The organism is Sphingomonas sp. LR59, assembly GCF_036855945.1.
Taxonomy (GTDB): Bacteria; Pseudomonadota; Alphaproteobacteria; order Sphingomonadales; family Sphingomonadaceae; genus Sphingomonas.
The window spans coordinates 3,886,919-3,912,741 of sequence record NZ_JASPFL010000001.1 but is presented as its reverse complement, the minus strand read 5'-3'; the positions used below and the strand labels follow the sequence as shown (position 1 = coordinate 3,912,741).

Annotated in this window: 22 protein-coding genes and 4 pseudogenes; 11 read left to right on the top strand and 15 right to left on the bottom strand. The window is 65.0% G+C overall.

Annotated elements, in window-relative coordinates; genetic code table 11:
• The first annotated feature begins 50 nt into the window (after positions 1-50).
• Genes QP164_RS18435 through QP164_RS18425 form a run of 3 tightly spaced genes read left to right on the top strand, consistent with a single transcriptional unit; the run spans position 51 to position 1,331 of the window.
• Positions 51-386: a hypothetical protein gene (locus QP164_RS18435; protein ID WP_333924050.1), complete on the top strand. Its 336-nt coding sequence runs from the start codon at positions 51-53 to the stop codon at positions 384-386.
• A 28-nt stretch (positions 387-414) separates the two neighbouring features.
• Complete coding sequence (locus tag QP164_RS18430) at positions 415-834, top strand: hypothetical protein (protein ID WP_333924049.1); 420 nt, start codon at positions 415-417, stop codon at positions 832-834.
• 26 nt (positions 835-860) lie between these two features.
• Positions 861-1,331, top strand: a complete 471-nt coding sequence (locus QP164_RS18425; protein WP_333924048.1) for a hypothetical protein — start codon at positions 861-863, stop codon at positions 1,329-1,331.
• A gap of 263 nt (positions 1,332-1,594) precedes the next feature.
• On the opposite strand, the gene QP164_RS18420 is transcribed toward QP164_RS18425, so the two are convergent.
• Positions 1,595-2,884, bottom strand: a complete 1,290-nt coding sequence (locus QP164_RS18420) for a homoserine dehydrogenase (RefSeq protein WP_333924047.1) — start codon at positions 2,882-2,884, stop codon at positions 1,595-1,597.
• A gap of 91 nt (positions 2,885-2,975) precedes the next feature.
• Between QP164_RS18420 and QP164_RS18415 the strand changes: the two are divergent.
• A pseudogene (locus tag QP164_RS18415) lies at positions 2,976-5,724 on the top strand ([protein-PII] uridylyltransferase).
• Between the two features lie 185 nt (positions 5,725-5,909).
• On the opposite strand, the gene QP164_RS18410 reads toward QP164_RS18415, so the two are convergent.
• The 10 genes and pseudogenes from QP164_RS18410 to QP164_RS18365 form a co-directional block, all read right to left on the bottom strand.
• Positions 5,910-8,726, bottom strand: a complete 2,817-nt coding sequence (locus tag QP164_RS18410) for a TonB-dependent receptor (RefSeq protein ID WP_333924046.1) — start codon at positions 8,724-8,726, stop codon at positions 5,910-5,912.
• Positions 8,727-9,167: 441 nt separating this feature from the next.
• Positions 9,168-9,488 carry a DMT family transporter gene (locus QP164_RS18405; RefSeq protein WP_093399741.1) on the bottom strand — a complete coding sequence of 107 codons (321 nt, stop codon included), beginning with the start codon at positions 9,486-9,488 and terminating at the stop codon, positions 9,168-9,170.
• A gap of 199 nt (positions 9,489-9,687) precedes the next feature.
• Positions 9,688-10,260 (bottom strand): F0F1 ATP synthase subunit B family protein, encoded by a 573-nt coding sequence (locus QP164_RS18400; protein ID WP_435368373.1) that lies wholly within the window; start codon positions 10,258-10,260, stop codon positions 9,688-9,690.
• Positions 10,261-10,297: 37 nt separating this feature from the next.
• Positions 10,298-10,792: a F0F1 ATP synthase subunit B family protein gene (locus QP164_RS18395; RefSeq protein WP_056065115.1), complete on the bottom strand. Its 495-nt coding sequence runs from the start codon at positions 10,790-10,792 to the stop codon at positions 10,298-10,300.
• Between the two features lie 54 nt (positions 10,793-10,846).
• Positions 10,847-11,074, bottom strand: coding sequence for a F0F1 ATP synthase subunit C (locus tag QP164_RS18390; RefSeq protein ID WP_055873230.1), 228 nt, complete (start codon positions 11,072-11,074; stop codon positions 10,847-10,849).
• Positions 11,075-11,132: 58 nt separating this feature from the next.
• A pseudogene (locus tag QP164_RS18385) lies at positions 11,133-11,889 on the bottom strand (F0F1 ATP synthase subunit A).
• A 70-nt stretch (positions 11,890-11,959) separates the two neighbouring features.
• Positions 11,960-12,286, bottom strand: a complete 327-nt coding sequence (locus tag QP164_RS18380; RefSeq protein ID WP_056055408.1) for an AtpZ/AtpI family protein — start codon at positions 12,284-12,286, stop codon at positions 11,960-11,962.
• Between the two features lie 286 nt (positions 12,287-12,572).
• Entirely contained in the window at positions 12,573-12,953 is a 381-nt protein-coding gene (locus QP164_RS18375) for a YdbL family protein (protein WP_093399745.1), read from the bottom strand.
• A gap of 1 nt (position 12,954) precedes the next feature.
• The gene (locus QP164_RS18370) at positions 12,955-13,131 is read right to left on the bottom strand and encodes a YnbE family lipoprotein (protein ID WP_132738250.1); all 177 of its coding nucleotides are present in this window, start codon (positions 13,129-13,131) and stop codon (positions 12,955-12,957) included.
• Position 13,132: 1 nt separating this feature from the next.
• Positions 13,133-16,357 (bottom strand): YdbH domain-containing protein, encoded by a 3,225-nt coding sequence (locus QP164_RS18365; protein WP_333924044.1) that lies wholly within the window; start codon positions 16,355-16,357, stop codon positions 13,133-13,135.
• Between the two features lie 86 nt (positions 16,358-16,443).
• On the opposite strand from QP164_RS18365, the pseudogene radC reads away from it, so the two are divergent.
• The 3 genes and pseudogenes from radC (at position 16,444) to QP164_RS18350 (ending at position 17,707) form a co-directional block, all read left to right on the top strand.
• Positions 16,444-17,147: pseudogene (gene radC, locus QP164_RS18360) on the top strand (RadC family protein).
• A 71-nt stretch (positions 17,148-17,218) separates the two neighbouring features.
• Positions 17,219-17,431 (top strand): hypothetical protein, encoded by a 213-nt coding sequence (locus tag QP164_RS18355; protein WP_132737606.1) that lies wholly within the window; start codon positions 17,219-17,221, stop codon positions 17,429-17,431.
• Between the two features lie 150 nt (positions 17,432-17,581).
• Positions 17,582-17,707 carry a hypothetical protein gene (locus tag QP164_RS18350; protein WP_279388895.1) on the top strand — a complete coding sequence of 42 codons (126 nt, stop codon included), beginning with the start codon at positions 17,582-17,584 and terminating at the stop codon, positions 17,705-17,707.
• Positions 17,708-17,776: 69 nt separating this feature from the next.
• Here the strand turns inward: QP164_RS18350 and QP164_RS18345 are convergent, their stop codons facing one another.
• Complete coding sequence (locus QP164_RS18345) at positions 17,777-18,217, bottom strand: EF-hand domain-containing protein (protein ID WP_333924043.1); 441 nt, start codon at positions 18,215-18,217, stop codon at positions 17,777-17,779.
• A gap of 219 nt (positions 18,218-18,436) precedes the next feature.
• Here QP164_RS18345 and purB point away from each other — a divergent pair, with 219 nt between their 5' ends.
• Positions 18,437-19,735 (top strand): adenylosuccinate lyase, encoded by a 1,299-nt coding sequence (gene purB / locus QP164_RS18340; protein WP_333924042.1) that lies wholly within the window; start codon positions 18,437-18,439, stop codon positions 19,733-19,735.
• A gap of 541 nt (positions 19,736-20,276) precedes the next feature.
• Positions 20,277-20,540, top strand: a complete 264-nt coding sequence (locus QP164_RS18335; RefSeq protein ID WP_132737596.1) for a hypothetical protein — start codon at positions 20,277-20,279, stop codon at positions 20,538-20,540.
• A 172-nt stretch (positions 20,541-20,712) separates the two neighbouring features.
• Here the strand turns inward: QP164_RS18335 and QP164_RS18330 are convergent, their stop codons facing one another.
• The 3 genes and pseudogenes from QP164_RS18330 to dnaK all read right to left on the bottom strand — a co-directional run bounded on the left by QP164_RS18330 (position 20,713) and on the right by dnaK (position 24,661).
• Positions 20,713-21,168 carry a TM2 domain-containing protein gene (locus QP164_RS18330; protein WP_333924041.1) on the bottom strand — a complete coding sequence of 152 codons (456 nt, stop codon included), beginning with the start codon at positions 21,166-21,168 and terminating at the stop codon, positions 20,713-20,715.
• Positions 21,169-21,501: 333 nt separating this feature from the next.
• A pseudogene (gene dnaJ / locus QP164_RS18325) lies at positions 21,502-22,634 on the bottom strand (molecular chaperone DnaJ).
• A gap of 119 nt (positions 22,635-22,753) precedes the next feature.
• On the bottom strand, positions 22,754-24,661 hold the full coding sequence (gene dnaK, locus QP164_RS18320; protein ID WP_056055380.1) for a molecular chaperone DnaK: 1,908 nt from the start codon (positions 24,659-24,661) through the stop codon (positions 22,754-22,756).
• A 168-nt stretch (positions 24,662-24,829) separates the two neighbouring features.
• Between dnaK and QP164_RS18315 the strand changes: the two genes are divergently transcribed.
• Together QP164_RS18315 and QP164_RS18310 are read left to right on the top strand one after the other, a co-directional pair.
• The gene (locus QP164_RS18315) at positions 24,830-25,267 is read left to right on the top strand and encodes a copper chaperone PCu(A)C (protein WP_333924040.1); all 438 of its coding nucleotides are present in this window, start codon (positions 24,830-24,832) and stop codon (positions 25,265-25,267) included.
• Positions 25,264-25,743: a vgr related protein gene (locus QP164_RS18310; RefSeq protein ID WP_333924039.1), complete on the top strand. Its 480-nt coding sequence runs from the start codon at positions 25,264-25,266 to the stop codon at positions 25,741-25,743. The genes QP164_RS18315 and QP164_RS18310 overlap by 4 nt, the downstream gene beginning before the upstream one ends.
• Positions 25,744-25,823 lie beyond the last annotated feature (80 nt).

The following is a 25,823-nucleotide window of genomic DNA, read 5'->3' as shown; positions in this document are numbered from 1 at the left end:
GCTCCTTCGGACGATCGCGGCCAGTCTGCGTGTCAGTCCGGGAGATGCCGATGCTGGTCATGCTGCTATCGATACTGATCGAAGACCCGCTGATGGCGACCGCGAAAGCGCGTATGGACGCCGAGCGCCCCTGCCCGACCAGTGTCGATGCGACAGACATCACGGTCTGCGGCATGCGAACCGCCGATCGGTTTCGCGTGCCGTTCGTCGTCCATGACGCCGGTGATCCCAAGCATGAAAGCCTCAGGGACGAACGCACCCGCCTGCTCCAACGCACCTCGCCGCTCGCCGATCTCAGCCCCTTCCAGGTCGGCGGCGGGATGGCAGGCGTCACCATGACGGTCGGCGGCGAAGGCGGCACATCGTTCCGCAAGCCCGCGCCGTAAGGCCCGCGCCGCGCCTTAGGAATCCAGTATGATCGCCGTACTTCTATCTGCCCTGCTTCAGGTGGCCGCGGCCCCGGTGGCGCCGCCCGTGCCCGAGCGTTTCTCGATCCTCGTCGATCCGTGCGCCACGCAGACGCAGGACGGCAATGAAGTGGTCGTCTGCGGCAAGTCCGCGACGACGACCCCTCGCCTGCCGATGCGCGATGATCGCGGCCCGCCCGACCACGCGGTTGCCTCGAACCCCAACCTCACCGCCGTCCGCGCGCTGGAGTTGTCGGAGACACCGTGCGCCGCCCGACAGGGAGGATGCCAGGTCGGCTTTGGTCCACCGATCGCCCCGATCGCGAAGGCTGCGGTGGGATTGATCAAGAGCGCGCTGGCGAAAAAGCCCGACAAGAGCGGCCGGGTGCCGATCGATCTCGACGGCCCCGTCGGCACCGTGAACTAGGTGAAGCGACGTAACGGGGGCGCACAGTGATCCTGCTGTTGGTACTGCTGCAAGTCGCCGCATCGGCACCCCCGGCGAGACCGATCGTGGCGCCGCCGCCGCAGAGCTGGTCGATCCTCAATCCGCCCGCCTGCCCCGGTTCGAGTCCGACCGAGGTGATCGTCTGCGGCGGCAAAGGCACATCCGAGCAGCGTCTGCCACTGCCCGGCGAACGCCCGCCGCAGGATCGCCCGCGCAAGCCGACCGGCGATCCGCGCGCGGCGCTCGACAATAGCGGGCCGGTGTGTCCGCCGGGCGGATGCACGGGCGTCGACCTGTTCACGGTCCCGGTCGTGCTGATCCGCGGCATCGGCGCGCTGATCGATCCGCATAGCTGTTGCGAGAATAACGAGGGCAAGGACGCCATGGCGCTGGTGCGCGACGTCGGGCGGAAGTTTCGAAAGAAGCCGGACAAGTCGAACCGCGTGCCGATCGTGCTCGACGACCCGGTGAAATAAGGTAGCGCAGCGCATCACGTCAGGAAGACCGCCCTCCCCTGTTTCCCCGCGAAGGCGGGGACCCAGTCTGGACTCCCGCCTTCGCGGGAGAACAAGGAGGAGGTTGCGCAAGTCAGCAACAGCACCACCCCGGCGAAGGCCGGGGCCCAGTTGGGGGACGAAGCTAACGAAGCGCGCGCGCCGTTACTGCGACCTTTCCAACTGGGCCCCGGCCTTCGCCGGGGTGGTCGCTTTAGACGGGAGTGGCAGTCATTACCGCCCCCTCAATCCAGAATATGCATCCACATCGGCTGCCCCACCAGACTCTGCGACCCCCGCAGCTTCTCCAAAGCCTGCGCGATCGAGCGTTCCGGGCTTTCATGCGTCACGATCGCCACCAGCACGCTGCCATCGGCAATCGCCCCCCGCTGGATCAGGCTCTCGATCGAGACACCCGCATCGCGCATCGCCGCCGCGATCTCCGCCAGCACCCCGACCCGGTCCGCGACGGTGAACCGCAAATACGCCCGCCCCCGCCGCTCGCCGCTGTCCGCCTTCGGCGCCGCGGTAAGCGACACCACTGGCATCGCGAACGGCGGGCCGAACTCGCCCCGCGCAATGTCGATCAGGTCGGCAACCACGGCGCTCGCGGTCGGACCGTCACCCGCACCAGCGCCCTGGAACAGCAACCGGCCAACGAAATTGCCCTCGGCCACGACCGCGTTGAGCGATCCGGTAACATGCGCCAGCGGATGATCGATCGGCACGAGATGCGGGTGGACGCGCTGGAACAGCCCGTCCGCGCCTGCTTCCGCGAGGCCCAGCAGTCGCACGCGATACCCGAGCGCCGCCGCCTCGGCGATATCCGCGCCTAACAAATGCCGGATGCCGCTGATCGCGACGTCGTCGAACGCCGGCTGCGTCCCGAACGCGACCGCAGCCAGGATCGACAGCTTGTGCGCAGCGTCGACGCCGTCGATGTCGAAGCTCGGATCGGACTCTGCGAACCCCAGCGCCTGCGCCTCGGCAAGCACCTCGGCAAAGTCGCGACCTTCCGATTCCATCTTCGACAAGATGAAATTGCACGTCCCGTTGAGGATCCCATAAACGCGCGCGATCTCATTCGCCGCGGCGCCTTCGCGAAGCCCCTTGATAACCGGGATGCCCCCCGCGACCGCCGCCTCGAACTTCAGCGCGACCCCGGCCGACTCCGCCGCCTGCGCGAGTTCGAGCCCGTGATGCGCGATCATCGCCTTGTTCGCAGTAACGAAACTCCGCCCCGCCCCGAGCGTGCTGCGCGCGAGAGTCAGCGCCGGTCCGTCCGATCCCCCGATCAGCTCGACCACGACATCCGCCCCCGGCTGCTTCGCAAGCGCGGTAGTGTCGTCGACCCAGGCAAACCGGGACAGATCGACGCCGCGATCCTTGCCGCGATCGCGTGCGGAGACCGCGACGATCTCGATCTCGCGCCCGGCGCGCCGCGCAATCAACTCGCGGTTCGCATCGAGCAGCCGGATCACCCCGCCGCCTACCGTCCCCAGCCCAGCCAGGGCTACACGCAATGGTTCGCTCATTTTCGTCCTCCACTCGCGCGTCCGGTTACGTTTCACAGACGTTTTGCGCAATCCTGATGACGCACGCGTGCGTCATCCCTATCTGGGCGTCATGTCCGGCCGCTTCGATCACCTCCCCAACCGTCGCACGATCATCGATCGCCGCGCCGTCGCCGAAACCATCGCTGCGCTGGAAGGCGTCGACGCAACTGCGCTCCGCCGCGACGCGACGACGCTGCTGAAGGCCGCACTCGAGAAAGGCCGGGTCGAGGTCGAACGCCGCCTCGTCGAACACCCCTCGCGCGGGTTGGAAGCGTCTAGCGCGCAGGCGTATCTGATCGACGCGCTGCTCCGCATCCTGTTCGATTTCACGACGCAGCGGCTCTACCCCCTGCCCAACCCGACGATCGGCGAGCGCCTGACGCTGATCGCGGTCGGTGGGTATGGCCGCGCCGAAATGGCGCCGCATTCGGACGTCGATATCGGCTTCCTGACCCCCGGCAAGCAGACGCCCTGGGCCGAGCGCGTGATCGAATCGATGCTGTACGCGCTGTGGGATCTCGGGCTGAAGCTCGGCCAGTCGAGCCGCTCGCTCGACGAGATGGTCCGCCAGGCCAAGGCCGACGTCACCGTCCGCACCGCGCTGCTCGAGGCGCGCTACGTCTGCGGCGACACCGAACTGTATGAACAGGCGTCGCATCGGTTCAAGACCGAAGTCCAGGCCGACACCGCGCGCACCTTCATCGCCGACAAGCTCGCCGAACGCGACGCGCGCCACCGCAAGATGGGCGACACCCGCTATGTCGTTGAACCCAATGTCAAAGAGGGCAAAGGCGGCCTGCGCGATCTTCACGCTTTGTTTTGGATCGGCAAATACATCTACGACGTCCAGCGCGCCGCCGAGCTGGTCGAGGTCGGGCTGTTCACCAAAGCTGAATACCGGCTGTTCCACCGCGCCGACAATTTCTTCCAGGCGGTGCGCTGCCATTTGCACAGCATCACCGGGCGCGCCGAGGACCGGCTGACGTTCGACCTGCAACGCGAGATCGCCGACCGGATGCGGTTTTCCGATCGCCCCGGCAAGTCGAAGGTCGAGCGGTTCATGCAGTTCTACTTCCTGCAGGCAAAGACCGTCGGCACGCTCAGCGGCGTCTTCCTCGCGCATCTTGACGAGAAGTTCGCGGCGCGTGGCCGGCGGTTCGGGTTGCCGACGATCCGCCGTAGCCCACGCAAGCTCAATGGCTTTGTGCTCGATCGCGGTCGATTGGCGCTGCCGAGCGACGACTTCTTCCAGGCCAATCCCGAGCGCCTGATCGAGATCTTCCAGCTCGCCGACAAGCACGGCGTCGAGATCCATCCGCTGGCGATGCGCGCCGCCGCGCGGGACGCGAAGCTGGTCGACGACGTGCGCGCTAGTCCAACCGCCAATGCGCTGTTCCTCGACGTGCTGACGAGCCCGCGCGATCCCGAACTCGTGCTGCGCTGGATGAACGAGGCGGGCGTGTTCGGCCGCTTTGTGCCCGATTTCGCGCGCGTCGTCGCGCAGATGCAGTTCGACATGTACCATCACTACACCGTCGACGAGCACACCATCCGCGCGATCGGCCTGCTCGCGCGGATCGAGAGCGGGGCGTTGAAGGAGGAGCACCCGCTTGCCAGCGCGATCTTCGAACAGATCGTGTCGCGACGCGCGCTGTACGTCGCGGTGCTGCTGCATGACATTGCCAAGGGGCGCGGCGGCGATCACTCGATCCTCGGCGCGGAGGTAGCGCAGCGGTTGTGCCCGCGCTTCGGTTTAACACCAGCCGAAACCGAGACCGTCGCCTGGCTGGTCCGTTGGCACCTGCTGATGTCGGCGACCGCGTTCAAGCGCGACCTCAGCGACTTCAAGACGATCCTCGATTTCTGCGACGTGGTGCAGAGCCCGGAGCGGCTGCGCCTGCTGCTGACGCTGACGATCGTCGATATCCGCGCGGTCGGACCGGGTGTCTGGAACGGCTGGAAACGCCAGTTGCTGGGCGATCTGTACGAAGCGGCGGAGGAGGTCCTTCGCCTCGGTCACAAGCAGAAGGGCCGTGCGGAGCGGATCGCCGCAAAGCAGGAGCATCTGCGTGACGCACTCGGCTGGGACGAGGCTACGTTCGCGACGCTAGTCCACCGCCTGCCCGAAGCCTATTGGATCGCCGAGCCCGAAGACGTGCTGGCGCACAACGCCCGCTTTCTCGCCGATACCGGCGAGGCGCAACTCGCGATCGACGCGCACGTCTATCCGGGGCGCGGCGCGACGCTGGTGACGATCTACGCGGCCGATCATCCCGGGCTGTTCTACCGCATCGCCGGCGCGATCCACGTCGCCGGCGGCAACATCATCGACGCGCAGAATCCATACCACGCGCGACGGGATGGCGGTCGATAACTTCCTCGTTCAGGATCCGTTCGGGCGGCCGTTCGACGAAACCGGCCAGTTGTCGCGCCTGAAGACCGCGATCGAGGATGCGCTCGCCAACCGCGGCAAGCTCGCCGATCGGCTAGTGGCAAAACCCCTGCCCCGGACGCGCGCCGAGGCGTTCGACATCGTCCCCAACGCGCTGGTCGATAACAAGGCGTCGAACCGGTTCACGGTGGTCGAGGTCAATGCGCGCGACCGGCCGGCGCTGCTCAACCAGCTCGCCAATGCGCTGTTCCAGTCGAAGGTGACGATCCACTCCGCGCATGTCGCGACCTATGGCGAGCGGGCTGTAGATACGTTTTATATCACCGACCTCACGGGAGACCGGATCACCCAGCCTGCTCGGTTGAGAACCTTGGAGCGCAGGTTGCTGGCAGCAGCGGCGGGGGAAGAGATAGATTTGGCGGCGTAGGGCGTTTCTCATCCTCCCCTGCAAGGGGAGGTGGCGCCAAGCGACGGAAGGGTATCGTGCTATCGAGCGCAGCGCCCCCTCCGTCAGCGCTACGCGCTGCCACCCCCTTGAGGGGAGGAAACAGACATGAAAAAGCCGGCCCGCATCTATGTGCGGACCGGCTTTTTCCTACCCTAAACCTCCGATCAGAAGCGCGAGCGGAGCGTCAGGCCGTAGGTGCGAGGTTCGGCCAAATACGAGGTGAAGATCTGGTTCGCGGTCGTGCCGAACGCCTGGGTCTGCGCCTGGCTGCCCGCGCCCTGGAACGGCGCGTTGAACGCAACCTGCTGGTAGTTGGTGTCGAGCAGGTTCTGTGCCCAGACCTCGAGCGCCCACTTCTGCTGCGGCCCACGGATGCCGACGCGGGCGTTCATCAGGAAGAAGCCGTCCTGTGCCTTTTCGGGGAACAGGTCGGAGCCCGTGTTGTAGTCGCTCGTCATGCGGCCATCGACGTAGAACAACGCGGTTAGCCCGGTGTGGCCGATATCCGGCGTCCACGCCGTCGACGCGGTCACGGTGTGCTTCGGCGCATTGGACAGGTTGCTGCCCGAGAGCAGGAACAGCGCGGCGTCGAGCGGCTGGCCGCTTTCTGTACCAACCAGATTGTTGCGGAAGCGCGTGTTCGTGTAGGTGTAGCCGAGGTTCACCGAGTAATTCGGCGCCGGGAACAGCCCGGCTTCAAGCTCGAAACCTTGCGAGATCACGCCGTATTTCGTCTTCCCCGTGCAAGCGCCGGTCGTCGAGCTCGCATCCTGGTCCGCACCGTTCAGGCTCGTATCGCAGGTGCTGATGTTCTGGACGATAAAGTTGGTGCCGTTGAAGGTGTTCAGCTGGAAATTCTTGAACTCCTGACGGAAGCCCGCGACGTTGAAGGTGAAATCCTTCGACGTGAACTTCAGGCCGACCTCGTACGCGTTCACGGTCTCGGGATCGAACCGCAAATTGGCGGCGCTGGCGTTGGTCGGCGACGAGAACACGTTGGCCGTCAGATCCGAACGATCGAGATTATAGCCGCCCGCCTTGTAGCCGCGCGAGTAGGACGCATACAGCAACGTGTCGGTACGCGGCTTGTACGAGATCACGCCGGTGCCGGTGAACTCGCCTTCCTTGAAACCGTTGTTGAGATCGAGGCCGTTTAGTGCGGTCGTCGAATTGCCGGTGCAGGTCAGCGTGACGATGCCGCCGACAAGCGTCTTGACCGCCGCCGGGACCGCCGCACTGGCGAGCAGCGGGCTGAGATTGGCTTGCTGGACCGGGCAGACTGCATTGTTGTTGTTGAAGTCGCCGTGGAAATCCTTCGCCTCATGCGTGTAGCGCAGGCCACCGGTGATCGACAGCTTGTCGGTTAGCTTGAAGATATTGTGCGTGAAGAACGCGTAGTTCTCGCTGTCCTGATAATAGGTCGAACGGACGTCGCCGACATTGTTAACGGTGCTGAGGCGATCGATACCGGCGAGCACCGTGTTGGTCAGCGCACCGAAGGCTGGCGTCGTGCCGGGCACCTGGCCCGACAACACCGCGCGACCAGCTGCGCTGAGGCAACCCGGGTTGGCCGGGTTACGCAGTGCCGCAGCAGGATTGATCGTCGCGACGATGCGGCAAGCGGCGAACGCGCCATATTGCGTGCCGAACTTCAGATTGTCGGCAACGACAAGGTCTTCCTTCGAGTAATAGCCACCGACCAGCCAGTCGAGCTTGTCGTTGAACAGCGAGCCGTTCAGGCGGACTTCCTGGCTGAAGGTGTGGAACTGGCGGAAGCTGTTACCGTCGTCGGGGCGATAGGCGATGTCGAGATTGCCGTAGTCGATATCGCCTGCGCCACCCGATTTGTATTCGCGGTATGCCGTGATCGAGGTGAGCGAGGCGCCACCGAGGTTGATGTCGATCTGGCCCGAGCCGCCGTAATCGGTCGTGACGTTCGAATAGGCGCGGCCGGGCGAGTTCGCGATGCGGCGGTTATACGGATCGCCCGCGCTCGGGAAAACCGCACCCATGCTCTGCATGACCTGGACGATGCGGTTGCCCGCGGGATTGATCGCGAAATCGCCGGGGACGCCCGGGGTCGGATCGATCTTTTCCTGCGTGTTGATGTAAACCGCGCCGCAGCACTTCTCGTCGCGGTGCGTGTAGTCGCCGATCAGGCGGACGGTGACGTCGGACGAGGGCTCGAACAGCAGCTGCCCGCGGACGAAATAGCGATTACGATCGTTGTAATCGGTCTTGTTGACGACGTCGTAATAATAGCCGTCGCGCTTGCCGAATACGCCGTCGAGACGAAACGCGAGCTTGTCTGCGATGATCGGACCGGTCAGCCCGCCAGCGATACGGACGTTGTTATAGTTGCCGTAGGTCGCCTCGGCATAGCCACCGAATTTGTACGACGGTAGCTTTGTCAGGATGTTGATCGAACCTGCCGTGGCGTTGCGGCCCGACAACGTACCCTGCGGACCGCGCAGAACCTCGATACGATCGACTTCGCCGAGGTCGTTGAGACCCGAGCCGGTGCGGCTGCGATAGACGCCGTCGATGAATACCGCGACCGAGCTCTCAAGGCCCGGGTTGTCGCCGACGGTGCCGATACCGCGAACGCGGGCGGACGCGTTGGCCTCGCTTCCAGTCGAGGAAATCAGCAGAGAGGGGACAAGCTGGGTGGCCTGACGGATGTCATTCGCGCCGGTATTCTCCAGCGCGGCCGAACCGACCGCGGAAACCGCGATCGGCACGTTCGACAGCCGCTCGGAACGACGGGTGGCGGTGATGACGATGTCGCTGGCGTTACCCGAATAGACTGGCGCCGCGGCGACCGGGGTTTGCCCCGCATCGACCGACCCAGCCGCCGTGCCCGACGTCGTCGTCGCGGTCGCCTGCGCTTCGGGCTGCGAGGTCGGGACGTCCTGCGCGAATGCCGGGGCGACGATCGCCGTGGTTGCTGCGGCGGACAACAGATATGCGATCATACGCATCGGCATTCTCTCCTGAGTGTTCGAATGTTTTCGAACTTATAGTTTGGACGTTAGGTAGAGGCCTTACGCTGTTCGCGTCTAGCAATTTCCGCATACGGAAACCGATTTTTGAACATTGTGTCTCCAAACCGCCACATAGTGGCAGACAGCAAACCCTAGTTTCAAATCGCAACTGTTCAGGTGGATGAGCCGGCATGCGCTGACGGGAAGACCAGGACGTTGATCGCTCTCGAACGGCCGCCCCGGACGAATCTTACGCAGGCCCAGCGCCGAGTCTTGCAGAGAGCATCATCCGACCGCCGCCGCTTCGTTCGGTGGACGCACCTCGTCGAGTCGTGTGGGATAGCCGCAAGGCCGCCTTGCGTACTGCAGTGGCGGCCCCAGACAGATGGACAGGCAGAAGGCCTGTAGGAAGCCCTTCCTGGGCGCTCCCGCGGTGTGTCAGGCCTGCGCGAAAACCTTGGTGCCGACGATGCCGACCACGGTCAGGGCCATGAAGCAGGCTTGGATGCCGCTGACCTTGTCGCCGAACAGGATGACGCCGCCGATGATGACGCCGATCGCGCCCGCGCCGGTCCAGATCGCATAGGCGGTGCCGGCGGGGAGGCCGCGCATGGCAAGCGCGAGCAGGCCCATGTTGACGAAGCTCAGGACGATCGGGACACTGGAGGCCTGCCACGTGGCGATGGTGGCCGCCCATTTGAGGCTGAGCGCCCAACAGATTTCGGTGACGACGGCGACCGCGAGGATGAGCCAGGACATGAATGTTCTCCAACGGGCTCAGATTGGAGACTCGGCCGCCGGAAACCCGGGAAGAGACGGCCGTCAATATTGGAGAGGTTTAGCGCACTAAGCGCTTTTTCCGTTCCCCCGCGGAGGCGGGGTCCAGGATCTCGCAGGATAACGCTTGCAACCCTGGACCCCGCCTTCGCGGGGGAACAGTGTCATGCGTCAGCGGCGCTTAGTTCAGGCGGGCGAGGCCCGAGATCGAGCGGTCGACCATCATGCGGTCGGCGGCGGCATCGTGGTGCTCGGCGATCAAGATGCCGGCAGCCTTCGCCGCAGCATCGGCAGCGCGGGCGCGGACTTCGGCGATCGCGGCGCGTTCGGCGGCGGCGATCTTGTCCTCGGCCATCTTCGCGCGGCGCGTCATCAGGTCTTCTGCGCCCGCTTTCGCCTTGGCGATGATCGCCGCGGCTTCGTGGTGCGCGTGGGCCTTCATGGCTTCGGCTTCGACGTGCGCGGTCTTGGCCTTCGCCTCGTACTCGGTGCGGATCGCTTCGGCTTCGGCACGGAGCGCCTTGGCTTCGTCGAGCTGCGTACGGATGCCGGCGATGCGCGTGTCGAGCATCTTGCCGATCATCCCTGGAACCTTCTTCCAGATCATCAGCAGGATGACGACGATCATCGCCACCGCGACCCAGCCGGTCGAGGTCAGGCCGAGCGCAGTCGGATCTGCGACATGCTCGACGCCGCCGGGCGCGGTCGTGTGACCCTGGAGGCCCTGGTTGTCGATCGCACCTTCGGGCGCCATGCCCTCTTCGTGGATGACCTTTGCGGCCGAATCTGGATTAGCCATGCGCCGTCGTCCTGCGTACCGCGTCGGTCGCCGCGTCCAGGCTGACCTGGAGGCCGGCGACCTTGGCGGCCAATTGCTGTGCTGCTTCGGCGGCGACACCCTGCAAGTTCGAGAGTGCCTCGGCCTTGGCGTTGGCTACCGCCAGATCGTGATGACCCAGACGCTCGGCGAGTTCGGCGTCGGCCGCGTGGACCTGCTGCTCGAACGCGGTCGCCGCACGCTTGGCTGCTGCCGCGGTCTCGGCCTGCGCCGCGACGCGCGCCGCGTCCATTTCGGCCTGCCAGTTCGCCTGGACCGTATCGGCCTGCGTACGAGCAGCGACCGCCGCCGCCAGATCGCCCGCGATTCGGCCTTCGCGCGAGTCCACGTTGGACACTATCTTTGGCACCATTCCCTTGCCGATCCCGAAATACAGGATGCCGAAGGTGAGGAGCAGCCAAAAGATCTGCGAGGCGTAGGTAGCGGCTATCTGGGAAATCTGGGGCATGTCGGTCCTTCGTGAAACGGCCGGGCGCGGTCACCCGGCCAGTTCAGCGAGTTGTTAGGCGACGAACACGAGGATGATCATCGTGACGAATGCGAGCAGACCCAGAAGCTCGGCTGCTGCGAAACCGATGAACAGACGGCCCTGCTGGCTGTCTGCTGCGCCCGGGTTACGGAGGGCGCCGGCGAGGAACTGCGCGAACACGTTGCCCACGCCGAGTGCTGCGAGGCCCATGCCGATCGCTGCGAGGCCGGCACCGATCATCTTTGCTGCTTGTGCGTCCATGGTAAAACTCCCTTGAAAATCAGTTAGGTATTGGAAAACTTGGTGAAGGCTGCCCCACTTAGTGGAGATTGACCGCGTCGTTCAGATAGACCGACGTCAGCAACGCGAACACATAGGCCTGGATCGCGGCGACCAGCAGCTCGAGCAGCGTGATGCCGATCATCAGCAACATGCTCGGCGCGGTCACCAGACCGATATACACGCCGCCCAGATTGAGACCGTTGATCACGAACGCGGCGAGCACCTTGAGCAGGATATGCCCCGCGGTCATCGCCACGAACAGTCGCAGACCGAGCGAGAACGGACGCACCAGGAACGACATCAGCTCGACCACGAAGATCAACGGGATCATCAGTGCGGGCGTGCCGCTCGGCACGAACAGCGAAAAAGTGGAAGCCGTGCTTGCCGAAGCCGACGAGCAGCACGATCGCGAAGCTGATCAGCGCCAACACGCCGGTGACGGTCATGTGGCTGGTCACGGTGAACGGATGCACGCCGGGGACGATGCCGAACGGCAGCAAGCCGATGATGTTCGCGAACAGGATGAACATGAACAGCGAGAAGACATAAGGCACGAAGCGCTTGCCGCCGGGGCCGACATTCTGCTCGAGCATGCCCGAGATGAAGCCGGTGAAGCCTTCGACCGCCATCTGCCAGCGACCGGGCACGAGCTCGCGCTTCATGCCACCGATCATGAACGCCCAAAGTGCGACCAGCGTCACCACCATCCACAATGCGGAGTTGGTGAAGGACAGGTCGTAACCACCTACGATCCAGTGCGAGCCGAACGCCGGCTCGATCAGGAACTGGTGCATCGGATCGATCTTGCCGCCCTGTTCTGCCGCCACGTGGAATCCCTGCCGTCTTGATACGACAAACGCCCGGTTACTCCGGGCGTTCGCCTGAAATTCGAATGATCTGCCTGAACGCGACCGCTATCCCGAGGAACAGCAGCACGATCAGCCCCCAAGGGCCAGTGCCGAACCAATGGTCTATCAACCACCCGATCAGCGCACTGCCGACGAGACTCCCGATCAGAGCGGAAATGACGCGATTGCCTTGCGAGTACCCCCGCTCGGCATCCGCCCCCTTCTGCCCCTTTGCGAGCGTTTCCCGATGCTGCGCCTCTCGCAATCGCTCATCGAGCGCGGAAAGTCGCGGATCTTCAACACCCTGGGGGTCCTGTCCGGGTTCGATCTCCGCCACGCACATTCCTCCACCTGATTTCGCATCGGGGAGGAAGCAAGCAGCGACGAGCGATCCCGCCAAGGCGCGGTCCGTTTAGAAAAGGGGGGTGCAAGTCAACCGGTGTGACACGGGCGTCATTAATGTCGGGTTGGGTTACTGGCGCCAGGTAGCAGGATGGCAACGGATGCCCAGCCCGTCATCCTGACGAAAGTCAGGATCCAGAGCCACAAGCGAACCGTGCTTGGCTCTGGATCCTGGGTCGAGCCCAGGATGACGAACTAGGAAAGCGTCGCACCTTTACCCGAGTTGCTCAAACGCAGCGCGAATCGCGCTCGGGGGCGCCGGCGGTGCGGGTCTTCCAGACACCGTTCGGCGTCTTGTACTTCTCGCCGGGGTTGGTCTGCATGATCAGGTTGCAGCCGCTCGTGAACGCAAGCTGCTCGACCGTCGCACCGCTCGCCTGCGCCTTTGCCGTGTACGCCGACTTGCGCTGGATATTGATGTTGTTGACCAGCGCACGCAGATCGCCGCTCGCCGCACCGACCAGCCCCAGATAGCCGTCGGGCTGCTCGCCGACCTCGCCGCCTGCGCGCGCCGCGGCATAGGCCGGGTCGCGCTGCGCGGTTGCCGCGACAGACAGGCCACCGAGAGCCGCCGCTGCGGCAACCATCATAAGGACCTTGGTCTTCATCTTAGAATATCCCCGGATTCTGCTGGATCAACGATTTCGCCTCGCCATCGAGACGATAGACCACTTCCTGCGTGACGTTGATGTTGAGGTTGATCTCGATCGGCTTGTCGGGCGCCGACACGTTGATGCAGCCCGGCAGGGCGGCCAACAGCCCGATAATCGCGATCGTCCTCGTCATCCTACGCAAGATCGGCCTTTGCTCCGGCTTCTTCAATCCTGTTTCGGTCATGGCACGATCCTGCTTGCGGGGGCTGAATGGTTGGAAGTTTGGGCGTTGGGTTGGGCGGCGGCGGCGCGGCCTGCTGTTGCAGCAAGGCCGGCAGGTTGCGCTGAATCAGCCGCTTCGGATCGTAGAAGCTCTGCGCCGAATCGAGCAGCCCGCGGAACGGCGCCTTGATCCGGATATTGAACACGAACGGGAGTTTCTGAAGCCGCCGGACGATGAAGTTCGACTTCGCCCCCTCGCCCTGGCTGATCCCGGCGAAGCGCACGTCGGTGACCATCTCGCCCGCGAGCGGCCCGTTCATGCCGACGCGCAACGACTGATACCGCAGCGACTTCAGCGCCTGGAACGCGATGTTCGCCCACATGCCGAGATCCTTCTGGCTGAGATCGCCGACATAGGCGAGCGTGCCGCCGCCTTTGCGCACCTGGAGATCGCCACCTTCGATCCTGCCGCCCGTTTCGTCGAAGATCATCGGCAACACGCCGTCGAAGATCCCGGTCGCATCGAGATTCTTGAAATCGAACTGTTGCAGGAACTGGTCGGCGGCCATGTTGACGACGTGGAACGTCATCCGTCGCTCTTTCGGCGCGGAGAAGTCGAGCAAGGTCGGGTCGAGCGTCAGCGATCCGCCCGCGAACGGCCACGACCCGCCCTCGACCTGCACGCGCGCGCCGGGCAGCGTCTGGTAACGGATCGTGCCGTCGGTGACCGGGATGCCGGGGTTGAGCGTGCGGATCGTCGCGATCTGCCCCGGCGCGCTCTGTAGGTTGAGCAGGTCGGTGAAGCGGATCTCGGTGGCGATGCCCGTGACGGGACCAAATGCGGCGGCGAGATCGGTGCCGGCGGTGCGAAATACGCCGGTGCTGGTCACGCCGTCGGGGTTCCAGGCGATGTGCCCCTCGCCGCTGACAGATCCGTTGACGTCGGCGATAACACCGAAGGTCAGTGGGGTCAGTGCGTCGGGTTGCAGACTGTCCTTGGCGAACGCGATCGCGGGGACGGCGAGGTTCGCCTTGCCTGCCCCCGCGCCGAGCGCGTGGGTCAGCGTGACGTCAGCGACCTTGGTGTTGGTGGTCGGCTCGAACAGCGTGCCCGCCGCGGTAATCGTGCCGTTGACGAGCGCGAGCGTAACGCTGCGGGCAGCAAGCGGCTTGAACCGCGGCGTCGGCGCGGCATCGGACACCCCCATCGCGCCGGTGAGGTTGAGCGCGCCTTTGACGAGCGTCCAGTCGCCGGCGGCTTCGCCGAGCAGCAGTGGCACGTTGGCAATATGTCCCGAGCCACCCGTGAACGCGCCCGTCACGCCCTGCCCGGTCATGCTCCCCGTGACGGTGGCGAAATCGAGTCGCGTGACACGTTCCGGCGCGCCGATCCGGGTCTGCACGCCGTCGATCGCAAAGCCGCGATCCGCCAGCCGCACGGTCGCTCCCGCGGTCGCGAGCGTGATCGGGGTCGTGCCGAGTCGCCCACCCAGCTTGGCCGCAGCGATCTTCGCGCCACCGCTGACCCGCGTGCCGTTGATCTGCACCAGTGCACCGTCGAGCGGGCACAAGGTCAACCGCGAAGGATCGAGCACCAACCCGGAGATCGCAAAGCGCTGGACTGCCAAAGGCACGCAACCGGTGTTGACGACCAGCCGCCCGCGACCGTCCCAAAGCGCCGCAACCGGCATCGACAGACCATCGACCCGGTTGGCGGGACCGCCCGCACCGATCGGTCCCGCAACCGTGACGCGCGTCGCGATCGAGGTTGCCCCGCCCGGCGTCGCGCTGAAGGTGACGGGAGTCAGCGCCAGTCGCGCGCCACCGGCCGCATAGGGCGCGATGGTGGCGACGCCGCGGATCGCCGCCCCGGGTTTCGCCTGCGCGAGCGACACTCGTGCCTCGGGCAAGCCGCCGCCGCGCATCGCGAGCACCGTGTCGAGCCGCACCCCGTCATTCGGCCAGCCGAACGCGACGCCGCTCCCGCCGCCGAGCGCCACGCGCGCACCACTGGCGGAGGCCAGCGCGAGACGGGACAGCATCGCCTTGCCGCGTCCGCCATCGATCCGCACGCGAAGGTCGGCGTCCGCGGCAAATCCGCGGCTGGCGTTCTGAATCGCCTGTGTCACCGCACTCACCAACGGCGCTACGGGCGTCGCCGCGGCCGCACCACCGATGCCTGCCAGCCCCGCGAGTCGCTTCTGCGCCACCGCGGCGCCGCTCGCCTGGACGCGCCCGTCGAACGCGATCTGCTGGCCGATCCGGTAGGTGCCCGCGAGCGCAACCCGCCGCGCGCCGCCCTCGGTAGTGCGAACCGTATCAGCGGCGATGTTCGCCTTGCCGCCGGTCGCCGCCGCGCTTCCCGTGAAGTCGATCGTTCCCCCAGCACCGGCCAAAGTCGCACCCGGCGTCCGTGCCGCGCCAGTCTTGAGCGTCGCCTTGCCCTGCCAGCGATCGAGCGCGGCGGAGAGGCCAACGTCGAGATCGGCCACGATCCGCTCCGCCTGCGTCGTACCGCAGGCGAGCCGCGATACGCGCACCGGCCCCGTGACCGTCGGTTTCGCCGCATCGATCCGCAACTTCACCGTCGCCGCGAGCCGATCGATCACGCACCCGCCGACATCGAGCCGCTCGCTGATCGCTGCGAGCGTACCGCGGAACCCGTCGTCGAGCTTGCCGGAGCCGGCCAGCTTCAACCCGACGACCCCTTGTGGAGTCTCCAGCCGCATCCGCCCGTCCGCAACCGCGACGTCAAGCGCGGGCAATGCGAACGGCTTGCCCGACGGCGCTGGCAGCAGCCTGTCGATCGCGCCGAGCGACACTTTCCCGTCCACCAGCCGCCCGCGCAACCGGACCTTCCCTGCGCGTACGCCCTCCAGGTACGGCCCGGACAGCCCGACGCCGGTCCGCGTCTCGACCCAGTCCGCCACGAGATCTGGATGCGCCGGATCGCCGATCACGACATTCGTCAATCGCTGGCCACCCAGTGCGAGGTCGGCGATGTCGTAGCGCGCAGGCACGCCGGCCTTGGCGAGTTCGCGGTCGATGAACCCCTCGGCGATCGGCTTCCGTACCAGCCACAGCACGACCAGCGCGGCGATCAGGAGCAGCGCGATCCCCAGCGCAACGCGGCGGGCAGTCGCAGGACGGCGAGGATGGGCCCCGGGGTCGGCCCCCGTCTCGCTCGTCTCGGTCACCCACTCACTCCGCTACGCTTTCGCGGCCTGCATAGGCGGGAGCGAGGGCGTCATGCAATTGCCCAGGGATGTGCTAGCATCGCAAAATGGCTGATCCGGACGAAGACGCTGACGTCCGGGGGGACGATCTGAAGGGCCACCGCGGCCGCCTCCGCAAACGCCTGTTCGAGGGCGGCAGCGACGCATTGCTCGATCACGAACTCATCGAATATCTGCTCGCGATCGCCATCCCCCGCGGCGACACCAAGGCGCTCGCCAAGGCGCTGATGCGCGAGTTCGGCGGGATCGGCGGCGTGCTGACCGCGGATGCCGAGGCGCTCGGCCGGGTGAAGGGCATGGGCGAGATCTCGACCGCGGCGATCAAGATCGCGCACGCCGCCGCGATCCGTCTGCTGCAATCGCACGTCAGCGACCGCCCGGTGCTCGCCAACTGGCAGGCGCTGCTCGATTATCTCCGGGCCGATATGGCGCACCACGCGATCGAGCGCTTCCGCGTGCTGCATCTCAACACGAAGAACATGCTGATTCGCGACGAGGTGATGAGCAAGGGCTCGATCGACCAAGCCGCGGTGTATGTCCGCGAAGTCATCCGCCGCGCGATCGACCTTGGCTCGGCCTCGATCATCCTCGTCCACAACCACCCGAGCGGAGACCCCTCCCCAGCCGCGCCGACATCGACATCACGCGGACCATTGCCGAGGCGGGCAAGCGGCTCGGCATCACCGTCCATGACCATATCGTGATGGGCACCGGCGGCCATGTCAGCCTGCGTGCCCAGGGATTAATCTGACGCAACTAGATAGTTTCGGGAAAGGCGGGACGTTTCCCCGCGCCTTCGTTGTCCGTCCGAAGGAATTTCATGTGGACAACAAGTTACACGACGAACCCTCGACCGTGACCGCGGAACACGGCCAGGTCCTGGTCGATGGGCCGGACGGCGTTGCGGTATCGCTGACACCTGATGCTGCAGTCGAGACATCCGACCGGCTTCTCGAAGCGGCGGTCGAAGCGCAGGGCCAGATTTTGACGATGACCCTGGCTGACAAGGAACATGCAGCGCGCAAGGCTGGCTGACCGTCGCGTCATCTTCGGGCCAGCGGTCCTATGTCGTACTGAATTACGACATCCAATCCGCTCTGCCATCCTCGTCCAAGGCCAAACAAGGGCCATATCAGTCGGCGTGCGTGGGGATTTTTGTCCAATCAGCCCATTCCCGCTGTCTCGATGGCGCATCGGCGCACGATCGATGCCGTCGATGTCTACGATATCCGGATGCAGCGCCTGATGTCGCGCGCCTCGGATCAGGTCCGCGTGCGGTTCCTGTCGATCATGCGGACCGGCGCGATCTGAGCCCATAAGCGAAAGGCCGCCGGGCGAACCAGGCGGCCTTTTCTATGGCGTAGATCCGGAAGCGAACGATCAGCCCTGCGACAGGAAGCTGGTCAGTTCCGGCTTCGACAGCGACTTGTTCTTGTCGGTATCGGCCTGTGCGAACGCGGCAGCGACCCATTTCTTGGTTTCGGGCGCGGTTGCTTTGGTGGTCGGATCGGTCTTGGTCTTCAGCGCGACCATCCATGCGGCGAACTCAACCGTGCTGAGCTTGCCGTCTTTGTTCGTGTCGTAGGTCGGGAATTCGCTGTCGACGACCTGCGCGACCTGAGTGCCGCTCGCGGGCTGCGTCGCCTCAGCGGTTTGCGCGGGTGCGGAAGTTTGGCTCGGCGCGGTCTGGGCGGGCGACATCGAAGGATCGGCCGAGCCTGGCATGGCGGTCGGCGCAGTCTGCGGCGATGTCGCGGTGGTTTGCGCGAGAGCTGGTGCAGCAATCGTCATCGTCGCTGCGAGCAGAGCATATTTAAGCATTGCCATTCTCCATCGATACTTCGAAGTCTTTACTCGATCATCACCGCCACATCCTCATCGATACTGATCGGATGCTGCAAAACGATGATCGCCGGCAACGGATATAGGCCGAACGCATTGCAGTTTGTACCCCCGTCGATGGCCTGCTAGGCGCTCCGCAGGCGTCTCCCGAGGGGAGCACGCGACGAACCGTGCCATTCACCAGCCCCGAGGAAACCCATGGTCCCCCGCTATTCCCGCCCCGACATGGTCGCGATCTGGACGCCCGAAGCGCGCTTCAAGATCTGGTTCGAGATCGAGGCGCACGCCACCGACGCGCTCGCCGAACTGGGCGTGGTGCCCAAGGAAGCCGCCGCCGCGATCTGGGAAAAGGGCGCGTTCGAGGTCGACCGGATCGACGAGATCGAGCGCGAGACCAAGCACGATGTCATCGCCTTCCTGACCAACGTCGCCGAGCATGTCGGCCCCGAGGCGCGCTTCATGCACCAGGGCATGACCTCGTCGGACGTGCTCGACACCTGCCTCGCGGTACAGCTGGCCAAGGCGAGCGACATCCTGATCGCCGATCTCGACGCGCTGCTGGTGGTGCTCGAACGCCGCGCGCGCGAACACAAGATGACGCCGACGATCGGTCGCAGCCACGGCATCCACGCCGAGCCGGTGACGTTCGGGCTGAAGCTGGCGCAGGCGCATGCCGAGTTCGCGCGCAACCGCGCGCGGCTGGTGTCGGCGCGCGAGGACGTCGCGACCTGCGCGATCTCGGGCGCGGTCGGCACGTTCGCGAACATCGATCCGTTCGTGGAAGAGTATGTTGCAGGCAAGCTCGGCCTGTCGGTCGAGCCGGTCTCGACGCAGGTCATCCCGCGTGATCGCCACGCGATGTTCTTCGCGACGCTGAGCGTGATCGCCAGCTCGATCGAGCGGCTCGCGACCGAAGTGCGCCATCTGCAGCGCACCGAAGTGCTTGAGGCGGAGGAGTTCTTCTCGCCCGGCCAGAAGGGCTCGTCGGCAATGCCGCACAAGCGCAACCCGGTGCTAACCGAGAACCTCACCGGGCTCGCCCGCATGGTCCGCGGCTACGTCACGCCCGCGATGGAGAACGTTGCGCTGTGGCATGAGCGCGACATCTCGCACTCGTCGGTCGAGCGGTACATCGGGCCGGACGCGACGATCACGCTCGACTTCGCGCTCGCACGGCTGACCGGGGTGATGGACAAACTGGTCGTCTATCCCGAGCGGATGTTGAAGAATCTCAACAAGATGGGCGGCCTCGTCCATTCGCAGCGCGTGCTGCTGGCACTGACGCAGGCGGGGGTGAGCCGCGAGGACGCGTATCGCCTCGTCCAGCGCAACGCGATGAAGGTGTGGGACTCGGATGGCGCGCTGTCGCTGCTCGAACTGCTGAAGGCGGATCCCGAAGTAACGCTGTCGGATGCCGAACTCGAGGACAAGTTCGACCTCGGCTATCATCTGAAGCACGTCGACACAATCTTCGCGCGAGTGTTCGGCGCGGCCTGAGGAACACCGGCCTGACCCTAGCCCGTCATCCTGACGAAAGTCAGGATCCAGAGTAATGCAACGTCGTCCTGCTTGGCTCTGGATCCTGACGTTCGTCAGGATGACGAATGAGCTGGACGGTGGGCGACTCCGAGACTGCGCCAACATGCACGCAACGCAATTGCGATTACGTGTTACAAAATTGCGACAACGCGCAACTATAGCCATATCGCCCTTGCCGGATATGTTTCCGGCATCGGAGACCTACCCATGCGCATGTTCGAAACCGTGACCAGCACCATGCTGGCGATCGCGGCTCAAGCGCTGGTGGTCGGGGTGGTCATCACCGCCTTCTGATCCATCGGCCCGCCCGCCCCTAGAGGAGCAGCGCGAGATCCGCCAATATCTGGTGGCCTACCCTGCATTTCGGCTCGCTAGCCTTGTCAGAAATCTGACTATTCCAATTAAATAACGCGATCCCAGGCGCTTAGGTGTTTGGCATCATTAATGCAGTGACACAGTCATGGCGCAGTTCGGCGTCATTTTCTGTGAAAGGCATTCCATGTTCCAGTCCCTCTCGTTCCGCCCTGCCGCTCTTCTGGTAGCGAGCATCGTCATGCTAGGTGGCGCCTCCGCTCCCGCATTCGCGGCCGGTGACAAGCCGATTTCCGTCACCATGCCCGCGAGCGTCTTCAAGGACGACACCAGCCGCGTCTGCATGCCGCGCACTATTCTGGGTCGCAAGGCGGACAAGACGCTGCCCGAGACGATCTGCGAGACCCGGTCCGAGTGGAGCGCACGCGGCGTCGTCATTCGCACCAAGTGATGGCGGCTCTATCGATCCTCCCCCGCACGGGGGAGGTGTCGCCGAAGGTGACGGAGGGGGAGGACACGGAGCCGAGGTTATCGCTTACCTCCCCCTCCGTCCGGCAAGAGCCGGCCACCTCCCCCTGGCGGGGGAGGATCAGACGGCGTCTGATTCACCAGATCGACGGCGGCTACCGCGTGCGCGGATACCGCGCCGCGAATTCCTCGTCGGACATCATCAGATACCGGATCATGTCGATCAGCGCCCAGGGTGCACTGATCACGAGGCCGACCACGGTGATGGTCAGCACCAGCATGATGATCCCCGAGCCCGTCCTGCCGAGGTAGAAGCGGTGGATGCCGAGCGTGCCGATCACGAACGCCATGACTGCAGCAACATATTTGTTGCGGTCGTTTGCCGGGACGACAGCGGCTGGCGGCACCGCGCGACGCGGGCCAGGCGCGGTCGGCATCGGGAAGACGCTGAGCGCACGGTCGTTGGCGGCTTCGAAATCGACTTCGATGCCGATCGCCGGTTCACCGCGATGCGCCCAATCCTCCGGCGCAAACCTGTAGCGTTGCCCGTCCTGCCCCGCAACGAGCCCTTCGCCCGTACGGGGATCGACGCCTAAAACCTGTCCGCGCATGTCATTCCTCGATGTTCGCTTTTCATTCTGGCGGATGCCGCGGATCAGGCAAGCTCGAACTTACGCGTGTCATCCGGCATGAGCCTCAAGGACAATCGCAAGCCAGAGATCTGTGCCCTCTTGCTGGTGACAGTCGGCCATCATATTACTCGACGCGGGACAACTCCCAACGCCCGTCACCCCAGCGAAAACTGGGGTATTTCTGTTGGTACGCGGTACAACACAAACAGTGAGATCCCAGCTTTCGCTGGGATGACGAGAGAGGCGGGATAACTGCGCTAGGCATGCGGCTCGGTACCGTACGGGCCGGCATATCGCCGGCCCGTGGTAGTATCACTCGCCCGCGAACACGCCCTTGAGCTTGGCGAAGAAGCCTTGGCTGGCCGGGCATTCGTCACCCGTCTCGGTCTCGCGGAACATCTCGAGCAATTCCTTCTGCCGGTTGCTGAGACGCGTGGGGGTTTCGACGTCGATCTGGACGACGAGGTCGCCGTGGCCGCGGCCTTGCAGGACGGGCATGCCGGCGCCGCGTTGGCGGAGCTGCTTGCCCGACTGGATGCCGGCGGGGATCTTCACTTCGTGCGTGCGACCGTCGAGGCCGGGGATCGACAGCGATCCGCCGAGCGACGCGACCGTGAAGCTGATCGGTGCGCGCGCGAACAATGTCGTGCCTTCGCGCTCGAACAGATTGTGCTTGGTGACGTGGAGGAAGATGTAGAGGTCGCCGGACGGCGCACCGCGGGCACCCGCCTCACCTTCGCCCGACATGCGGATGCGCGTGCCTTCGTCGACGCCGGGGGGACGTTGATCGAGAGAGTCTTGGTCTTCTCGACGCGACCTTCGCCGCGGCAATCGGGGCACGGGTCCGCGATGACCTCGCCCGCGCCGTTGCAGACCGGGCAGGCGCGCTCGACGACGAAGAAGCCCTGCTGTGCACGGACTTTACCGTGGCCACCGCAATGCTGGCAGGTCTTCGCGCGCGTCCCGGCCTTGGCGCCCGAGCCGTCGCAGGTGTCGCAGAGCGCGGAGACGTCGATCGTGATCTCGGTCGTCTTGCCGTGGAAGGCTTCCTCCAGGCTGACTTCCATGTCGTAGCGCAGGTCCGCGCCGCGCCGTGCCGCCGAACGGCCACCGCCGCGCTGCGCGCCGCCCATGAATTCGCCGAAGACGCTCTCGAAGATGTCACTGAAGCCACCGAAATCCTGCGCGCCGCCACCGTGACCGCCACCGCCGCCGTTCTGGAACGCGGCATGGCCGAAGCGATCATAGGCCGCGCGCTTCTGCGGGTCCTTGAGGCACTCGTACGCCTCGCTGACCGCCTTGAACTGCGCCTCGGAATCCTTGCAGCCGGCATTCTTGTCCGGGTGATACTTCATCGCGAGCTTGCGGTAGGACGACTTGATCGTCCCCGCATCCGCGGTCCGCTCGCATTCGAGCAGTTCGTAATAATCTGTCTGGGTACTCATACTTCGCCCCTCCGGCCCCGCCCGTCATGCCAGCGAAAGCTGGCATCTCGTTCCACGGGAGCGAACCCCTGCGGAAGGAGACCCCAGCTTTCGCTGGGGTGACGGAGGGCGGTCATGGTTTACGCCTTCGGGTTGTCGTCGACTTCCGAGAACTCGGCGTCGACGACGTCGTCGTCCTTCTTCGCCGCGTCACCGTCGGCCGACGGCGATGCGTCCGCCTGGGCCTGCTTCTCGTAGATCGCCTGGCCGAGCTTCATCGCGACCTGGGCGAGCGCGGTGCTCTTCTCGGTCATCGCGTCCGCATCGCCGCTCTCGACCGCAGCCTTGGTCGCGTCGATCGCGGCCTGGATCTCGGTCTTCAGCGACTCGTCGACCTTGTCGCCGTTGTCCGCCAGCTGACGCTCGGTGGTGTGGACCAGCGACTCGGCGTTGTTCTTCGCCTCGGCGCCCGCACGACGCTTCTTGTCCTCCTCGGCGAAGGTCTCGGCGTCACGGACCATCTGGTCGATGTCGTTGTCCGAAAGACCACCCGACGCCTGGATGCGGATCTGCTGCTCCTTGCCGGTGCCCTTGTCCTTGGCCGAAACGCTGACGAGGCCGTTGGCATCGATGTCGAATGTGACTTCGATCTGCGGCACGCCGCGCGGTGCGGGCGGGATGCCGACGAGATCGAAATTGCCGAGCATCTTGTTGTCGGCCGCCATCTCGCGCTCGCCCTGGAACACGCGGATCGTCACCGCGCCCTGGTTGTCGTCGGCGGTCGAATAGGTCTGCGACTTCTTGGTCGGGATCGTCGTGTTGCGATCGATCATGCGGGTGAACACGCCACCCAGCGTCTCGATGCCGAGCGACAGCGGCGTCACGTCGAGCAGCAGCACGTCCTTGACGTCGCCCTGCAGCACGCCGGCCTGGATTGCGGCACCCATCGCGACGACCTCGTCCGGGTTGACGCCGGTGTGCGGCTCCTTGCCGAAGAACTGCTTCACGACTTCACGGACGCGCGGCATGCGCGTCATGCCGCCGACCAGCACGACTTCCGAAATGTCCTCGGGCTTCAGGCCGCCATCGGCGAGCGCCTTGCGGCAAGGCTCGAGCGTGCGCTTGACCAAATCCTCGACCATCCGCTCCAGGTCGGCGCGGGTGATCGACTTCACCAGATGCTTCGGGCCATTCTGGTCCGCGGTGATGAAGGGCAGGTTGACCTCGGTCGACTGTGCCGAGCTGAGCTCGATCTTCGCCTTCTCGGCCGCTTCCTTCAGACGCTGCAGCGCCAGCTTGTCCTTGGCGAGGTCGATGCCCTCGGCCTTCTTGAACTCGTCGGCGAGATACTGGACGATCTTGTTGTCGAAATCCTCACCGCCGAGGAAGGTGTCGCCGTTGGTGGCCTTCACCTCGAACACGCCGTCGCCGATCTCGAGCACCGAGATGTCGAACGTGCCGCCGCCGAGATCGTAAACCGCGATCGTCTTGCCGTCCTGTTTGTCGAGGCCGTAGGCCAGCGCCGCCGCGGTCGGCTCGTTGATGATGCGCAGCACTTCGAGGCCGGCGATCTGGCCGGCGTCCTTGGTCGCCTGGCGCTGGGCGTCGTTGAAGTAGGCCGGCACGGTGATGACCGCCTGCGTGACCGTCTCGCCGAGATACGACTCAGCGGTTTCCTTCATCTTCTGCAGCGTGAACGCCGAGATCTGCGACGGCGAGTAATCCTTGCCGCCGGCCGAGACCCATGCGTCGCCGTTCGGCCCGCGCGAGATCTTGTACGGGACCAGCTCGGTGTCCTTCTTGGTGATCGGATCGTCGAAGCGACGGCCGATCAGGCGCTTCACCGCGAAGATGGTGTTGTCGCCGTTCGTCACTGCCTGGCGCTTGGCCGGCTGGCCGACCAGTCGCTCGCCATCCTTGGCGAACGCGACGATCGACGGCGTGGTGCGCGCGCCCTCGGAATTCTCGATGACCTTGGGCTTGCCGCCTTCCATGACGGAAACGCAGCTGTTGGTCGTGCCGAGATCGATACCGATTACTTTAGCCATGAGTTCTGATTAGCCCCTCACTTGAAACGAAAATACGAAACCGGTTCCACCCCGTTACGGCAGTGGAACCTTTCTGATGATGGGCGCGATATAGGTGGCCTCGCGCTTGCCGCAAGATTGTACCGGTCATAGGATGCGCAAGTGGTCGGGCCCGGAGAAAAGTAACCTATGCGTATCGTTTTCGGACTGGGTGTTGCCGCGATGGCACTGGCGTCGTGCTCGCAGCCGAAGGAACTGTCCGTCGACGGGGCCTGGGTGCGGCTCGGCGCGGTGACGGGACGACCGGCGGCGGCGTACTTCATTGTGCATGGGGGGCCGGTGCCGACGACCTTGATCTCTGCCACGACCGACGTGGCGATCCGGTCTGAGATGCACGAGACGATGGACAAGGGCGGCATGTCGACGATGACGCCGCTGACCCGCGTGGAAATTCCGGCGAACACGGACGTGGCGTTCGCACCGGGTGGGCGGCACGTGATGCTGTTCGACATGAACTCGGGGATCAAGCCCGCCGATCGCGTGACGCTCACGTTTGCGTTCGCAGATGGGACGCGCATCATAAACAACGCGACCGTGGTCGCGGCGGGGACTCCGGTCGGGAAGTGACCCAAGCAGGCTCAAGGCGCACGCTGACCGAGGGGGAGACGGCGCTCGCAGCATCGGTGTTCGGGGGCGCGATCGATTACTCTTCGGTAAGTTTAGCCCGCAGCAAATGGGCGTTCTTCCAGCCGCGCGATACGGTGATGGCACCCCGTGGGTGTATTCACTTCCACCCCAAGGGCGATCTGTGGTGCGACGACTTCGCGCACGCGAACCTGACGTTGCAGGGGCTTTTCGTCCACGAGATGACGCACATCTGGCAACACCAGCGCGGCGTGTTCCTGCCTTTGGCGCGGCATCCCTGGTGTCGGTACGACTATGCGTTCCGGCCGGGCGTGGCGCTGCACCGCTACGGCATCGAGCAACAGGGCGAAATCGTGCGCCACGCCTTCCTGCTGCGTGCGGGGGCAACGGTGGCGGGCGCCCCGCCGCTCGAGCAATACGAGACGGTGCTGCCTTTCACGCCGTTAGCGTCGACCTGACGTCCACCATCCCGCCTTCCCCCGTCATCCCAGCGAAAGCTGGGATCTCAAGCGGCAAGGGTGCGCGCTATTACGGGGAG

Excerpts from the sequence above, each read along its gene's own strand:
- QP164_RS18435 (WP_333924050.1), top strand. The coding sequence starts at position 51 with ATGCTGGTCATGCTGCTATCGATACTGATCGAAGACCCGCTGATGGCG.
- QP164_RS18430 (WP_333924049.1), top strand. The coding sequence starts at position 415 with ATGATCGCCGTACTTCTATCTGCCCTGCTTCAGGTGGCCGCGGCCCCG.
- QP164_RS18420 (WP_333924047.1), bottom strand. The coding sequence starts at position 2,884 with ATGAGCGAACCATTGCGTGTAGCCCTGGCTGGGCTGGGGACGGTAGGC.
- QP164_RS18410 (WP_333924046.1), bottom strand. The coding sequence starts at position 8,726 with ATGCGTATGATCGCATATCTGTTGTCCGCCGCAGCAACCACGGCGATC.
- QP164_RS18405 (WP_093399741.1), bottom strand. The coding sequence starts at position 9,488 with ATGTCCTGGCTCATCCTCGCGGTCGCCGTCGTCACCGAAATCTGTTGG.
- QP164_RS18400 (WP_435368373.1), bottom strand. The coding sequence starts at position 10,260 with ATGGCGCCCGAAGGTGCGATCGACAACCAGGGCCTCCAGGGTCACACG.
- QP164_RS18395 (WP_056065115.1), bottom strand. The coding sequence starts at position 10,792 with ATGCCCCAGATTTCCCAGATAGCCGCTACCTACGCCTCGCAGATCTTT.
- QP164_RS18390 (WP_055873230.1), bottom strand. The coding sequence starts at position 11,074 with ATGGACGCACAAGCAGCAAAGATGATCGGTGCCGGCCTCGCAGCGATC.
- QP164_RS18380 (WP_056055408.1), bottom strand. The coding sequence starts at position 12,286 with ATGTGCGTGGCGGAGATCGAACCCGGACAGGACCCCCAGGGTGTTGAA.
- QP164_RS18375 (WP_093399745.1), bottom strand. The coding sequence starts at position 12,953 with ATGAAGACCAAGGTCCTTATGATGGTTGCCGCAGCGGCGGCTCTCGGT.
- QP164_RS18370 (WP_132738250.1), bottom strand. The coding sequence starts at position 13,131 with ATGACGAGGACGATCGCGATTATCGGGCTGTTGGCCGCCCTGCCGGGC.
- QP164_RS18350 (WP_279388895.1), top strand. The coding sequence starts at position 17,582 with ATGGCGCATCGGCGCACGATCGATGCCGTCGATGTCTACGATATCCGG.
- QP164_RS18345 (WP_333924043.1), bottom strand. The coding sequence starts at position 18,217 with ATGCTTAAATATGCTCTGCTCGCAGCGACGATGACGATTGCTGCACCA.
- purB (WP_333924042.1), top strand. The coding sequence starts at position 18,437 with ATGGTCCCCCGCTATTCCCGCCCCGACATGGTCGCGATCTGGACGCCC.
- QP164_RS18335 (WP_132737596.1), top strand. The coding sequence starts at position 20,277 with ATGTTCCAGTCCCTCTCGTTCCGCCCTGCCGCTCTTCTGGTAGCGAGC.
- QP164_RS18330 (WP_333924041.1), bottom strand. The coding sequence starts at position 21,168 with ATGCGCGGACAGGTTTTAGGCGTCGATCCCCGTACGGGCGAAGGGCTC.
- dnaK (WP_056055380.1), bottom strand. The coding sequence starts at position 24,661 with ATGGCTAAAGTAATCGGTATCGATCTCGGCACGACCAACAGCTGCGTT.
- QP164_RS18315 (WP_333924040.1), top strand. The coding sequence starts at position 24,830 with ATGCGTATCGTTTTCGGACTGGGTGTTGCCGCGATGGCACTGGCGTCG.